Annotated in this window: 9 protein-coding genes and 1 pseudogene (1 of these 10 running past the window's edge); 6 read left to right on the top strand and 4 right to left on the bottom strand. The window is 69.5% G+C overall.

What is annotated here, in order from left to right; all coding sequences use genetic code 11:
* Window positions 1-2: 2 nt before the first annotated feature.
* A complete protein-coding gene (locus tag FrCorBMG51_RS20540; RefSeq protein WP_047224676.1) occupies window positions 3-278 on the top strand; it encodes a cytochrome C oxidase subunit IV family protein in 276 nt (91 codons plus the stop codon).
* Here FrCorBMG51_RS20540 and FrCorBMG51_RS20535 read toward each other — a convergent pair.
* On the bottom strand, window positions 268-1,437 hold the full coding sequence (locus tag FrCorBMG51_RS20535) for a PucR family transcriptional regulator (RefSeq protein WP_157180603.1): 1,170 nt from the start codon (window positions 1,435-1,437) through the stop codon (window positions 268-270). The genes FrCorBMG51_RS20540 and FrCorBMG51_RS20535 overlap by 11 nt on opposite strands.
* 609 nt (window positions 1,438-2,046) lie before the next feature.
* Here FrCorBMG51_RS20535 and FrCorBMG51_RS20525 point away from each other — a divergent pair.
* Entirely contained in the window at window positions 2,047-2,982 is a 936-nt protein-coding gene (locus tag FrCorBMG51_RS20525; protein ID WP_047224662.1) for a zinc-binding dehydrogenase, read from the top strand.
* 460 nt (window positions 2,983-3,442) lie between these two features.
* Here the strand turns inward: FrCorBMG51_RS20525 and FrCorBMG51_RS20520 are convergent, their stop codons facing one another.
* Window positions 3,443-4,996 carry a bifunctional 3-(3-hydroxy-phenyl)propionate/3-hydroxycinnamic acid hydroxylase gene (locus FrCorBMG51_RS20520; protein ID WP_047224661.1) on the bottom strand — a complete coding sequence of 518 codons (1,554 nt, stop codon included), beginning with the start codon at window positions 4,994-4,996 and terminating at the stop codon, window positions 3,443-3,445.
* Between the two features lie 589 nt (window positions 4,997-5,585).
* Window positions 5,586-6,113 carry a MarR family winged helix-turn-helix transcriptional regulator gene (locus tag FrCorBMG51_RS20515; RefSeq protein ID WP_083731309.1) on the bottom strand — a complete coding sequence of 176 codons (528 nt, stop codon included), beginning with the start codon at window positions 6,111-6,113 and terminating at the stop codon, window positions 5,586-5,588.
* Window positions 6,114-6,245: 132 nt separating this feature from the next.
* Here FrCorBMG51_RS20515 and FrCorBMG51_RS20510 point away from each other — a divergent pair, with 132 nt between their 5' ends.
* The 3 genes from FrCorBMG51_RS20510 (at window position 6,246) to FrCorBMG51_RS25670 (ending at window position 11,870) form a co-directional block, all read left to right on the top strand.
* Window positions 6,246-7,949, top strand: a complete 1,704-nt coding sequence (locus FrCorBMG51_RS20510; RefSeq protein WP_076844965.1) for an MFS transporter — start codon at window positions 6,246-6,248, stop codon at window positions 7,947-7,949.
* Between the two features lie 919 nt (window positions 7,950-8,868).
* Window positions 8,869-9,948, top strand: a complete 1,080-nt coding sequence (locus FrCorBMG51_RS20505; protein WP_086055596.1) for a hypothetical protein — start codon at window positions 8,869-8,871, stop codon at window positions 9,946-9,948.
* A 131-nt stretch (window positions 9,949-10,079) separates the two neighbouring features.
* Window positions 10,080-11,870 (top strand): Ig-like domain-containing protein, encoded by a 1,791-nt coding sequence (locus FrCorBMG51_RS25670; protein ID WP_139342454.1) that lies wholly within the window; start codon window positions 10,080-10,082, stop codon window positions 11,868-11,870.
* Between the two features lie 320 nt (window positions 11,871-12,190).
* Here FrCorBMG51_RS25670 and FrCorBMG51_RS20495 read toward each other — a convergent pair whose 3' ends face one another.
* Complete coding sequence (locus tag FrCorBMG51_RS20495; protein WP_047224660.1) at window positions 12,191-12,664, bottom strand: DUF3592 domain-containing protein; 474 nt, start codon at window positions 12,662-12,664, stop codon at window positions 12,191-12,193.
* 1,493 nt (window positions 12,665-14,157) lie between these two features.
* Here FrCorBMG51_RS20495 and FrCorBMG51_RS20490 point away from each other — a divergent pair.
* Window positions 14,158-14,554 (top strand): annotated as a pseudogene (locus FrCorBMG51_RS20490) (family 2B encapsulin nanocompartment shell protein); it runs 1,036 nt beyond the window's last position.

Below are 14,554 nucleotides of genomic sequence, written 5' to 3'. Positions count from 1 at the left end.
CGATGTCGGCTCGCTGGGACCGCCTCACCGCCGTGTGGGGCACGCTGATGGCCGCGACCCTGGCCTCATGGGCCATTGGCACCCAGCACGGGCACGACCACGACGTACGCCGGCTCGCGACCGTCGGCGTGATCATCGTGGCCTTCGCCAAGGTACACCTCGTCGGCCGGCACTTCATGGATCTGCGCGGCGCTCCCGTCCTGCTCAAGATCGCTTTTACGGGCTGGGTCGTCGGGGTACCCGCGACCCTGGTCACGATCCACCTGCTCAGGAGCTGACACCAAGAAGGCGCCTCAACCGAAGAGCCACGAGGAGTTCGGTACGACGAGACGTCAACGGCCGGCCGATCAGTTTCTGGATCGTCGTGATGCGATTACGCACGGTGTGCTCGTGGACGCCGAGGATCTGTGCGGTGCTGACGTTCGAGCCACTCTCCAGCCAGACCTGTGCGGTCTCGCGTAACTGCGCGCGACGAGCACCGCCGGCATCGAGGTCGCGGAGCTCGGCACGGATGAAGTGCCTGGCCTTGACCGGCTCGGCGAGCAGGAGGGACTCAAGGCGCAGATCGCGAAACGCGACCACGCTCGCAGCCGCCTCACCCAGCCTGGCCTGCAGATCAATGGCCACCAGAGCCTCCCCCGAGGACGACGTCAACCCAGAGGCTCCCCAGGCTGGATCACCCACGGCGCACCGCAGCCCGGACCCGGTCAGGACTCTCTCCAGAGCTGCGAGACGAGCGTCGTCGAACCCGTCCGGATGCGAGAGCCACAGGACCCAGAGGCCAGCGTCATACCGGTAGTGGAGGACCCGCTTACTGCCGGTTGCGCCACACAGCTCGCGGGCCAGCGGGCTCTCGGCGTTGAAGGACTCCGTGCGCAGAGCGACGGAGACGTGCTCCGCATCCAGGACAATGCCGAGAGCCCGCTCGACTGCGGGCCCCGTGAGCGCCGGTGGTCCATCCAGAGCCTGCCGCAGAATGCTGAGCCGCAACTGCTCGCGGGTGCGTTGATGCTCGGCCTGGGCAGTCTCGAAACGCTCGAGCAGCGTGGAGATCTGCCCGTCGATGTAAGCATGGATGATCATAGAAGGGCCGGCAAGCAGTTCCTCGATGCCGGTGTCGGTGCCGGATTCCTGGGCGTATGCCTTGGCGGCACGGAACCAGAGAGTCCAGACAAGCCCCACCCCGACGCGGTAGATCCGTTCGAACTGACCCAGGGGGACGCCGACCTCGGCAGCTTTGTCGTTGAAGGCGATCGCCCCCCGCGGCGGGGTCACCTCCAGTTCGTCGAGCCCGGCGATGATGCGCCACATCGCGTTGAGGTTGTCATATGCGTTGCGCGCCATGAGCTTTCGAAAGCCCTCGTCGTCTGCGCGGTCCGGGATGACGATCTCCATGATCTGCTCGGTGATGAAGGCGGCATTGGCGTCGAGGTCCATCTTCAGCGCGATCTCACGGGCGGCAGGATGGACAGGCCCCAGCTGCAGGGCGAACTGCCTACTTGGCCCCATGCCGCCCCTTTCCCCGGGTTGCGTTGACGCTGGAGGCCGTGCGGTCTGTACCAGTCAGATCATTGTCCTGAATTCCCACCTCGAAGGGGGCGCCAGGGCTCCGCATCCGTTCCGCGGGAGGGCCTGCGCTGACCGCTGTGCCCGCGGCCGCGGTGTTGGCCGCCGGCTGGTTCGATCATGAGCCGTGGCTCGAGTGGCTCACCGTCCCCGTCGGTGTGCTCGCTGCCGTGGTTGCCGCAACAGCCGTGGTCGCCGTGTTTGCCGTGGCTGTGGCGTCGGCGGGGGTGTCCGGCGCCGGGACGGGACGGGCGGTCGGGAGGTGTTCTGTCTCCCGGCTGTGGCCGGTGGGGATGGCTCCGCGCGGACCGATCATGTCGAGTGTGGCGATGCTGTTCGCCGGGATCATCACCCATGACTCCATGTTATGGTGCAGACCGCAATGATATACCTATTAGTTCAATACACAGAACCATATGGGAAGTGAGCCGGGATGACTGTTCAGCCCAGAAAGGCCCACCACAGGCCGGAGATGACGCTATGAGATCACTCGTCGTCGACCCGGCCGTGCCGGCCGGGCTGCGTATCGAGCAGCGCCCGGAGCCCACCGTCGGCCCCGGTCAGGTCTTGATCCAGGTCGAGGCGGTCTCTCTCGTCGACCGCGACCTCGAGTACGCGCCACGGATGGTCGGCGCCGGCGGGGTGTGGGGCTTCGACGCGGCCGGGACGGTCGTGAGCGCGGAGCTCGATCCGGCCGCTCCCACCTCCACCCCCGCACCGGCCCCCGGGACACGCGTCGTCACGCTGCTGCCGGCGCCGGGAGCCTGGTCCGAGCTGGTCGTCACCGACGTCGCCGACGTCGCGCCGCTACCCGACTCCGTCGACGCGGCGACCGCCGCCCCGCTGGCCCTGCCCGGCGTCTCCGCGTTGCAGGCGCTCCGGGAGGGTGCCCCTCGACCGGACCAGCACGTCCTGGTCACCGGGGCCTCCGGCGGCGTCGGCTGGTACGCGGTCCAGCTCGCCGCCCTTGCGGGTGCACGGGTCACCGCTCTCCTGCGGGACCCCGCCGACGCGGCCGCGCTACGCCGAGTTGGTGCGGCGTCCGTCGTCACCGACCTGGTGGACGTAGCCGGGCCGGTCGATCTCGTGATCGACATCGTCGGCGGTGCTCTCCTCGCCGGCGCCGTGTCGCTGCTCGGCGAGGGTGGGGTGGCGATCGCCGTCGGCGCGATCTCCGGTGAGCCGACGGTCCTCGCGCCGGACGCCCTCGCGAACCCGGCACGCAGACGGGTTCAGGGCTACTGGGGCCGCTGGCCGCTCGGCCACGACCTACGCGAGCTGGTCGGACTCGTCGCGGCCGGCCAGCTCACCCCGGCCGACCACCCACGCGCCAGCTGGCACGCGGTCGGCGAGCTGGCCGCAGGCTACCTCGACGGGCGCATCCGACGCCGCCGTGCTGTCCTCAAGGTCGACTGAGACGCCGACCGGGACGTCGGACAGGACGTCAGGCGGCCGGCTGGCGGCCCGGCCGGGTAGGCCGATGGACGCTCGGCCGGATACCGGGCCGCCAGCACGGCCACTACAACGCCGGCGGACGCCGCGTGGGGTGGGTAAGCAGAGTTGAGGCCCAGCGACGTGTTTTCCACGGCCTATTGAAGGAGTCGCCGGGCAATACCTTGGGGATTTCAGACGATCTGAGTGACTGGCCATCAAAGCGACGGCCGATCGACAAGGTGAACGCCCGACTGCTGGCCGAGCCGCACGCCGGTCCGCAGATCATGTGATGTCCGAGCTGGCCCGCCAGGCCGGCATGTCCTCTCCTGCGGTCACCGAGCGCGTGCAGCGTATACGGCATAACGGAGTGATCATCAGCCGGTAGTCACGATAGCGCCCGAACGTAAAGAAGATGTTTGAGAATACCCCGTCGGTAGCGGAATCAAGGGTTGGTGGGGCTGGTCAGTGCGTCTGGCAGGCGCGGCGTCGGGAACACGCCGAGCAGGTAGCGGTCTGGCCGGACAACGGCGAAGCTCTGGCGGTTGTGTCGGCTCACCATCCGCAGCACCGTGCCGTCGAGATCTTCGACAAGCGGGCAGGAGGAGAGGATGTGACCTGCCTGGCCAGGGTGGATGATCGTCAGGAGGGTGGCGCCCCGGCTGTCCGCCCATGCCTGGACAGCCGGGGGCAGGTCACCGGCGGGGTCGACGCCAAGTCCGAGAAGAGCCCACGACGGGCCGAGTAGGTCGTCGAGGCGGCCGATCCCCCCGTCGGGGGTGCGCACCGTCGGGTTCGACAGGACCCGACCGGCCCAGCGGCCACCGCCCCGCTGTGGGCGAGCGGCCCGAGGCAGGCGGGTTCGAGGCCGCGCGGCGCCGGAGCGCAGCGCCTGGCTCAGGCCGGGGGTGTGGGCGATAGCGCGCAGCGCCACCCTCAGCAACGCTGCCCGGGTAGGGCTGGTGGTCTGAACGATCCGACCGGCGCGGATGGCCCGAGCGGTGATCGCGGCTACCTGGGGCCGACGCTCCCGCTCGTAGTCGTCGAGCACCTGGTGCCCGCACAGTCCGCCGACGACTTCGGTCAGTCGCCAGGCCAGCGCGGCGGCGTCCCGGATACCCGACGCGAGCCCCTGCCCGGCGAATGGCGGCATGGTGTGCGCAGCGTCCCCGGCGAGCAGCACCCGGCCCACTCGCCACGAGCCGGCCATCCGGGCATGGAAGGTATACACCGCCCGGCGTTCGACCACGACCGAGTCGGGGTCGATCCAGGGCGCCAGTAGCCCCGCGACGGTCTCCGGCTGTGTCATCTGTTCGGGGTCCTCGCCGGGGAGCAACATCCACTCCCAGCGATGCCCGCCAGGCATCGGCATGGTCACCCTCGGCCGGCGCGGGTCCAGAACGAAGGCGATGTCGGGTGGCACGGGCAGTGGCTTGGCCGAGCGAACATCGACGACGAGCCAGGGCTGGGCGAAGGTGGTGCCCTCGTAGCTGGCGCCGATCAGCGAGCGCACGGTGCTGGCCGCGCCGTCACAGCCGATCACCCAGCGTGCCTGGACCACGCTGCCGTCGTCGAGGTCCACCTGCACCGCCTCGGGGCCCTCACGCAGCCCGCTCACCCCCACCCCGAGGCGGACGCCAACCGACGCCATGTCGGCGATGCCCGCCCGCAGGGCACGCTCCAGCGACGGCTGGTGCACGAATGCGCCGACGGGCACGCCGAGTTCCGCCGGCCCCTGGCCGGCCGCAAGCAGCAGGCGCCTGTCCGGCCCGACGAACGTCGCCCGTGTCGAGGGCCGGACCTCGTCGAGCAGGCCGGCCATCCCAGGCAGACGCACGAGCAGCCGCAACACCTCCTCGTCCAGACCCGCGGCTCGGGGGCGGGGATAGGGGGACACGGATGAATCCACCACCAGTACCGACACGCCCCGCTCGCCAAGCAGTGCGGTGAGCACGGCGCCCACCGGGCCGAATCCGGCCACCAGCACGTCCATGGTCATCGCCGCACCCCCAGCTGTCTTCTACGAAGCGTAGAACGAGCGCGAGGGTGCCGCCGGGACTACGACCAGACCTGCCGACTCCGGGCCGGATGCCCCCGTTGCACGCTGGCACCGACGGTCACGCGGTTCCCCGGTCCGATCAGCGGGCCGCTCGAGACGTATCCATGGCGCCGTCGAACTGCGAGGGCACAGTTGGGTGCGGGGTCGGGTGCGACCGGCTGGCTCCACAAAACCTCGCCCACGGTCACGGCTCGCCAGCCGCATGGGCACCGGGCCGTTGACGCGGAAGGGCGCACAGGGAACCAGTGACGCGGCGTGAACGTCGAGCCGGCCACGATCCCCGTGATCGTCGTCGTCCGGTTCGTGGGCGCCACAGCTGCCAGGTTTGCGGAACGTATGTTCGAAGTCGGTGTCGGGGCGCTCGTCCCGACGCTCACTGGACGTCATCCCTGGTCAGTGCCCGCGCGGCGACCGGACGGATGGGGATCTCGAGGCCCTCCATCGAGATCGAACGGTTCTGTGCGCCGCGAGCGCGGAGAGTGAGGCCGGGCTGAGGTAGAAGGCCGTGCTCGACGCGGTGCGGGTGTGCTCAGAGCGGGTGGCGGCCCACCTGGTAGTCGAGGACCCGGCCGAGCAGGCGCGCGAGATCGGCGCGTTCGTCCGCCGACAGCGGTGCCACCAGCTCCTGCTGGGCCGCATCGAGTGTGGCGGTTAGCCGCTCGAGATGGATGCGCCCGGCGTCGGTGATTTGGATGATGTTGCGACGACGGTCGGATGGGTCCTGGGTGCGCTCGACGTGCCCGGCCTCGGCCAGCTCGTTGATCATCTCGGCGACGTCGCTGCGGTCGAAGCCGCAGCGCCGGCCCAGGCTCGCCTGGCTGGATGGGCCGAACTCCACCAGCGAGGCCAGCAGGCCGACGTGAAAACGGCGCGCGCCGATAGCGGCGAACGCCTCGCCGATGATGCGGTGCGAGTACAGGGCGGTCTTGTTGATCAGCCAGCTGGGCGCGGTGCGCAACAGGGTCGGCGGCGCCTCGTTGGACGGCCAACCCGGTTCGACGGCGGACAGGCCGAGCCCGCGCGTCGGATCGGAGCAGGCGTCCAGCGGCGGTTGCATGCCATCAGCCTAGCAATTTCGTTGGTGGAACCCACGAATTTTGTTATTGTTGGTCGATCCAACGTTGGTAAAGCCAACTTTTCTGGAGACGCCCAGCTCACACAGGGACCGAGCGGATCGAGGGTGACGACGATGACTCCTGAGGGCACGACGGACGCGGGCGGGGAGGGGTCCGCCCCTGACCCGCGCCGCTGGCGGGCACTGGCGGCGGTCGCCAGCGGCCAGCTGATAATCGCCGCGGACTTCACCATCATGAACATCGCGCTGCCGTCCGCGCAGCGCACGCTGCACATGTCCGACCCGAGCCGGCAGTGGGTCATGACCATGTTCGCGCTCGGCTACGGCGGCTTCCTGCTGCTCGGCGGCCGGGTCTGCGAGCTGCTCGGCCGCCGCCGCAGCCTGCTCGTCGGCCTCGCCGGGTTCGCCGCCGCGTCGGCGCTCGGCGGCGCCGCGACGAACGCGGCCATGCTGCTGGCCGCGCGTGGCCTGCAGGGCGTCTTCGGCGCGCTGTTCACACCCGCGGTGCTGGCGCTGATCGGGACGACGTTCACCACACCGGCGGAACGGGCCCGCGCGTTCGGGATCTTCGGGACCGTGATGGGATCGAGCTCCGGTGTCGGGCTGCTCTTCGGCGGTCTGATCACCGACTACCTGGGCTGGCGCTACAGCCTCTACGTGAGCGTGCCGATCGCCATCGTCGCCGCTGTCGGGATCCTGGGCTCGGTCCCGGCCAGCCGTGGCGCCGGTGCCCCGGCCAGCCCGGCCGGCGGCGCGGGCGGACGGCTCGACATGGTGGGCGCCGGGCTCGCCACCGTCGGCCTGATGGGTCTGGTCTTCGGATTCTCCCGGGCCGAGACGTACGGCTGGGGCACCGGCGTCACACTGGCCTCGCTCGCCGCCGGGGTGACGCTGCTCACCGCGTTCGTCGTCGTGGAGGCGCGGGTCGCGCGGCCGCTGCTGCCGCTGCGGGTCGTCGCGCACCGCGGCCGCGGTGGCGCCTACCTCGCGGTGCTCTGCCTGGGCATCGGTGTCTTCGCGGTGTTCTTCTTCCTGACCTACTACCTGCAGGCGGTCCTCGGGTACTCGCCAGCGCACGCCGGGCTCGCCTTCCTGCCGTTCACGATCGCAATCATGATCGGGGTGCGGGTGGTCGACCGGCTGATCACCCGGGCGCCGATCCGCGTGATGCTCACCCCGGGGCTGCTCTCGATCGCCGCCGGGCTGGCGGTGCTCGGTCTGCTGCGTGCGGACAGCTCCTACTGGTCGGGTGCACTGCCCGTGCTGGCGCTCGTCGGGTTCGGGATAGGCTGGGTGATGATCCCGGCGAACAGCATCGCCACACTCGACGCCGGCCGGGACGCCGGGGTGGCCGGTGCCGCCGTGATGACCTCCCAGCAGATCGGCGCGTCCCTGGGCCTGGCTCTGCTCGGCACCATCGCCGGGACCGCGACCGCGGACTACCTGGGCTCCCACGGAGCGGGGACGGCCGGGGTGGGCGGTGCGGCCGGTGTGAGCACTGGCACGACCGGCGAACTGGTCCGGGTGGCGACCGTGCACGGCTTCAACGTCGCGAGTCTGGCCGGTGCGGTGTTCCTCGCCGCCGGAGCGCTCGCCGTCTACCTGGTGATCGGTCCGCGCGGAGCCATCGCCACCGGCCACAGCCGGGAGACAGAACACCTCCCGACCGCCCGTCCCGTCCCGGCGCCGGACACCCCCGCCGACGCCACAGCCACGGCGACCACGGCTGTTGCGGCAACCACGGCAGCAGCCGCGACCGCCGGCGACGGGCCGGCTGGCCTCGGTGAGTCCGGGGTAACGGCCGGGGCAACGCCGTAAGGATCATCCGGTCCGCCGGTTTCAGGGCCGGACGGTGGACCTGACGTCGCGGCACCGCCATGTGCCGCCGCAGGACGAGGGGCTCCGTCTTCTTCGAAGTGGCCCGTGCACGCGGAGCGGTATCGATCGGCCCGAGAGCGTTGCCTGTCAGGGCGCAGGGCGCAGGGCGCATCATGGCCATTCGGCCATTCGGCCATTCGGCCATTCGGCCCGCAGGCTCCGTCCCGCGGGCAGACGCGCAGGTCAACGCCTGAAGCGGGGTTCTGGAATCCGACAGGGCGTTGCGGCCGGCGGACCGCCGGTCCGAGGACGCCGCTGCCACGCTCGCTCGGGGCGGGCCGCTGGTGACGTTCCGCTGGGTGACGTTCCGCTGAGTGACCCTACCGATGATCGTGCCGTCGCTCGGGGCGGGGCGGTGCATGGAGACCGGGAGCCTGCCTGCATCGAAGGTACTGATCGAAGAAGCGAAAAAAACCGTAGATATGTACTTGATAGCCTAATAATGTCCGCGTCTGCGTAGTCATGCCAGGTGGGTCGGGTTCCTGCGCAGATGCGGCCGCGAGCGCGGAATGCGGCTCGTGGGGGCTCCTGCGGCTTGTGGTCATCGGTCGGTGCTCGCGGCCGGGAGCCGGGGACGCGGCCGCATCTCCACCAGATCACGTGCTCTGTCGGTAAAGGGTGATTGGATGATCGGTAAGGATTCGGTGGGGAACACCGTTTTACGTACGGTGTCCGTGAGATCGGTCGGTAGCGGCTCGGCCGCCGTCCTCTGCGCGGCGGCCTTCGCCTGGGCATGGGTGACGCCCGCGCCCGCGGCCGCGGACCCGGTGCCGAAGTCATTTCCTGCTTCAGCGCGCGCCGTTTCTCGACGGAGTTACGCGCACACGTCCGCTGCGTCGAAGTCAGAAAGGGAGATCCGATGGGGATGAAGCCGCTGCGGCATCCTGTCCTAGGAAAAGCGCTGATCGCAGGTGCGCTGCTGGCTGTCACGGTGCCGGGAATCGCGTACGCCAACACGGTGGGCGTCACCGTGAGAACCCCGGGAGCCACCAGCGGCCCCGGATCGGCCTTCTCCGAGATCTCGACCCACGCGGACTGTAGCAGCGGCCTCATCTCCGGAGGTGGGATCAACCAGGCCATCGGCACCGGCTCGTCGTCGAACGGCAACCATGTGATGGGTACCGAGCCCAGCTCCGACGGCAGCACCGAATACACCGGTTCCAGCGGGGTCGTCGGTACCGACGTGACGCACTGGCTTGGTATCGGTGGCAGCGGGGGCGCGGTCAACGCCTCTTTCTCCACCACTCCCTACGCGGTGTGCTTCACCAGCAATCTGATCAACCACACCCAGGTGGTCATGAACAAGATTTCCGGGCCCACGTCCAGCTCAACGGTGGGCCTGGTCACCGCCACCTGCCCGGCGAACACGGTCCTGCTCGGCGGCGGGGCGCGTACCACACCGGCCAGTATCGGCAGCCTCAAGCCGATCGCCAGCTTCCCCACCCTCAACAACGCCGGACACGACTACGGGCAGAAAGCCGCGGCCGACGGTGAGACCAATCCGGACTCCTGGACCGCTGTCGGGTGGAACGGCGGCGGAGGCAACAGTAACAACACGACCTACGCCTACGCGGTCTGCAGCGGGAACAACATCGATGTCAGCGGAGTCACCGTGAAAGTCCGGTACAGCGAGGTGAGCGGCCCGGCCTCAGCCACCACAGGGCAGACAGCGACCGTGGGCTGCGGTGGTCAGGACGGGAAACTGGTCAGCGGAGGTGCCGCCATCAGCGGGGGCAGCGTGACGACCACCGACTTCACCGGACCGGGCTCGGGCGGCGACCATCTCAACGGCAGCTTCCCCAGCGATTCCAGCGGCAATCCCGTCAGCGACGGGACCACCACGGCGGCATACTGGACGGCCTTCACCCACACCGGGGGCACAAGCTCGCCGAACACCTATTCCGACGTCTGGGTGCTGTGCGCCGACGACGGCGTCTGAAAACCGGCAGCACCGGCCCGCGGGCGGGCACGGGCCGAACACGGCCTGCCCGCGGATCACCCATCTCAGCATTCCACCACCTCCGCAGGCCCGGAAAGGCGCCGTCGATTTCCGTGAACCGTCGTTTCATCATGTCCAGAGCCGTGGCGATCGCGGCCGCCGGCGCGACCGGCCTCCTGGCCGCCGTCATGGGGACGCCCCTCGCCGTAGCCGCCGGTCCGGCCGGCGCGGCCGAACCCTGCGGCGCGGGCGGTGTCCTCACCGCATCCCCGCCCACCTGCACCTACACCGCTGTGGGGACGGACACCTTCACCGTCCCGGACGGGGTGACCGCCGTGAGCGTCGACCTGTTCGGCGCCAAGGGCGGCAGCGCGGCCGGCTTCGTCGCTCCGCACCCGCCGAACGACGGCGCAGCCGGCGGGCTCGGCGGCGAGACCCGCGCCACTCTGGTCGTCAGCCCAGGGCAGATCCTCCAGATCACCGTGGGCGCCGCCGGAATCCCCGGAACCTCCCGGCACGGCGAGTTCGCCCGGCCCGGCGGCATCGGCCACGGAGCCGGAGGCGGTGGCGCGCACGGCGGAGGCGGGTCCGGCGGCGGTGGCTCGGACGTGCGGCTCGCCCCCTTCGGCCAGTCCGATCGGCTCCTGGTCGCGGGCGGCGGCGGAGGGGCCGGCAACGGTGGGCCCCTCCTGCACGGAGGCGACGGCGGCGGTCCCACCGGGCAGGCCGGCGGGCAGGGCGGCGGACCCGCGGGGTCCGGTGTCGCCGGCGGCGGCGGAACCCAGAGCGCCCCCGGGACCGGCAGCCCCAACTCCGCTGCCGGCGGCCCTGGCGCCCCCGGCAGCGACATCGACCCCAACACCGGCCAGCCCAACCCGGGCAGCGGGGGCCCAGGGGGCAACGGGGGCGGCGGCGGCAACGGGGGCGGCGGGGGAGGGGGTGGCTACTTCGGCGGTGGCGGCGGCTCCGGCGGCGGGGAGCCCGGCGGCTTCTTCGGGGCAGGTGGCGGCGGCGGAAGCGGGTATGCGACGCCAACAGCGACCAACGTCTCCCTCATCTCGGGCGTCAACCACGGCAACGGCAAAGCGATCATCTCGTTCCGGTACGGAACCACGATCACGCTGACTCCGAGTACATCCACCCCGCTGTTCGGGCACGCCGTCGCCGTCACCGCCACCGTAGGCTCCGCGCACCCGGCCGCGGGCACTCCGACCGGCACGATCACGTTCTCGGACGGGACAACACCCCTGGCCACCGTGCCGGTCAGCGGTGGTCAGGCCAGCTTCAGCACCGGCGCACTCCAGCCCGGATCCCATCCGATCACCGCCAGCTACAGCGGAGACCCGCGTTTCGCGCCGAGCACCACGGCAGGACCTGCCGAGATCACCGTCGGATTCAGCCAACCGTGCACGACGACACCACACCACGGTCCTCTGATCGTGGCCACCGGCCAGTCGCTGTGCATAGGAGCCGGCGGCCAGCAGGACGGACCGGTCACCATACAACCCGGTGGAGCCCTGGCCGTGTCGGGCGCCGAGGTCACCGGCCCCCTGTCCGCCAGCGGCGCCGTCGCGGTCACCGTCTGCCGGTCGACGCTGGCCGGGCCGGTCACCATCCGGACGAGCAGCGGCTATGTCCTGATCGGTGCTGATCACGACGACGTGACGGCCTGCATGGGCAACACCATCCAGGGCCCGCTGCTCCTGGAGGCCAACAGCGGAGGTCTCGAAGCCTCGGCCAACACGATCACGGGACCGGCGCGGATCACCGCCAACAGCGGCAGCGGCCTGCTACCGGAGGACGCTGTGCCCGAATTCGAGGCCAACCATGTCACCGGCCCCCTGATCTGCGGCGGCAACGAACCAGAACTGCGGCAGACCGGCAACATCGTGGACGGGCCGCGATCCGGACAATGCCGATAGAGGCGTTTGCGCGGCAGACTGTTTTTGCGCGGCAGACCGCGTATTGCGTCGTCAACGGCGCCTGGTAGACACTGAGAAGTCCGCCGAGGTTGGCAAGGCCTCGGCGGACCGTCTTGCGCCTCGATTCCGCTGAGCCACTGGTCGAAACTCGCGGGAGCAGTCGATCAGCGTCAGCTTGGTATGGCCTCAAGTTCATACTTTTGCTTGTATGCATGCGTTCGTGTGATCTCTGATGCCTGTCGGCTCCCGCTCCGGCTTGGCGTCCGGTGGGACGTCGGGACTGTCAGTTGGCTGTGTGACAACCGTCCGTACGGCGGCCCCTAGCCGGTCGAGAGGACCCAGCCATTCCAGAGCTCGACCCGGTCGACGCCGATCAGCAGCACGACGCCGACGCCTATGAAGACGAACCCCGACATGGCCAGGAACGGAAGGAAAATGATACTCCGGAATCCCTGGAAGAAATCCGGGGTGACGACGTGGCTCAGGTCGTGCGGCCGGTACAGGATACGGATGCGGGCGCCTACGTCGTGCTGAATCCCCACCGGGTACAGCAGCCGCTCGACCCGACGGTCGCCGCTTCGGGTGACGAAATCAACCGTCGGGGTGTAGCGAGTGTAACGATCGGGATCTTCGTCGACGTCGACGTCGACCACGGTCCCGGTCGTGTAGTGCCCCCGTATCCGGAGCCAGACGCGTTCCAGCGAGGCCTTCGTGCCGGCGATCGCGGAAAATATCAGCAGCGCGCCGAAGCCGATTGTGAACAAGCAGCCGAGAATCTTCAGGATCAGCCCCATGCCCAGTATGGTAAGGACTCGCCGTCCGTCACGTACGAACCCGCGCCGACGTCGGAGGTCATGGATTTCCGCGTTCGCATACGTCGAGATGTCGGACGGTGTTCAACAGGTGTTCGGCGGAAATTCAACGAACGTCGCGACTTTCGGGCCCGCCGGCTGGAGGGTGCCGAGCCGAGCCGAGCCGAGCCGTCGCTCCGTCGCTCGGGCGGGATTTTCCTGGCACTGCGCGGCGGCCTGCCGCCGGAAGCCGCGCCGGGAGGCGGCCGGCTGTATCCCGGTGGCGGGAATGCCCGTTCCTTGCTGGGCCCGCGGGGCTGGGGCGGTAAGATCCCGGATCTTCGTCCCGAGGTCGCCGGCGAGGGCCTTCTGGCCGCCGGTTGATCGTTAGCGGCCCGCACGACCAGAGGCGATCAGTAGGTGGCTGCCGCGGCGCCCGCATCCTCCTGCCCGTCATGTCAGCCCGATCATTTGCGATCTTTATAAAAACACAACCAACGCACATAAACTGCAAAAGCTGGGCTGGGGAACTAGTACGAAATGACTGGAGGGTGGGAGTGTCTCGTGGATATTAGTTGCTAGTAGCGCTGGCGCTTCTGTAACTCACAGTTAACTTTTGATCACTTGAGGGCGTGTCGGGCGCTGGGTGGCCGGCATCCTCCGAAGCCTTGGTGAGTTGTATCGCTATGACTTTCGGGTTGCCGTTGCAGGCATGCCCGGTGAACGTCCCCACTCGCCGGCCGGCCCGGAACGGCCGCGTCATGGGGCCGCATGCCGGTCGCCGCCGATGTGGCGGGGGGAATTGGTTGAATGATCGCGTTCCGATGGCCGGCCGAGCTGGCTGCGGCACGTTGCCCGGAGACGTTTCCTGTCGCGGCTTCATCACCATTTACTGTCCGTAACCGACAAGATCGGTCAGTGGACTAGACGGGCCACCTTCCGGGCCAGTCCTCGAGTAGTTCCGCAAAGTGCTTGCCGCCCGTGGCTCCGATGGAGGAAGCTGCCGATGCGCGGCCACGCGCTTACCGACGGCAAACAAAGCACGTGTCGCCGAACCGCGCGACATGCCGGGGGGTTCACGGGTATGAAGCTGCCGACCGCGCGATCATCCGAACAGATGGGGGGCGGAGATCATCCGTATGCGTTCCTGGAGATCTGATCGGGCTGCTGGCCCGGCCGCGTCTCCAATGCCGATACCGCGGCCGTAGGGATGCCACGAGAATCCCCGCCACTGTCTTTCCCGCGTTCCGCGGGAGTCCTCGGAAAAGATGGCACGGCGCTGTCGGAGCAGCGCCGGCGCCGCTGAGGGCCAGAAATTCTCGGGAAAGTACCGGAACAGCCCTGACGAATCCGGCCGGCCGTCCCGCGACCCCCGCGGGGGCACCGACCGGACAGTGCATCGGTAAGGGCACGGCGTACCGCCGCGCCCGGTTGCCCCGATCCCTGGAAGAACCACAAGAGAGTCCCTGGAAGAACCACAGAGAGGTGGAGCCCGCATGACCGAGCCCGTATCGACCGACCCCGGCGTGACCGGCGAGGACCCCCGGCTGAGCCTGAGCACGGCGGCCGCGCGCAACCTCGCGACGACCACCAAGTCCGTCCCGCAGATGCAGGAGATCACCTCCCGGTGGCTGCTGCGCGTGCTGCCCTGGGTCCAGACGGCCGGCGGTGTCTACCGGGTCAACCGGCGGTTGACCTACATACTCGGTGACGGACTCGTCACGTTCACCTCCACCGGATCCGAGGTGCGGGTGGTGCCCGGCGAGCTCGCCGAACTGCCCGCCCTACGGGGCTTCGACGGCGACGCGCTTGCCGGTCTCGCCGACCGCTTCGCCCAGCGGGAGTACGCGCCGGGCGACGTCCTGGTGGAGACCGGCGCGCCGGCCGACGCGG

The sequence above is a fragment of the Protofrankia coriariae genome, assembly GCF_001017755.1.
GTDB classification, from domain to species: Bacteria; Actinomycetota; Actinomycetes; order Frankiales; family Frankiaceae; genus Protofrankia; species Protofrankia coriariae.
This window is presented reverse-complemented; position numbering and strand designations above follow the sequence as displayed.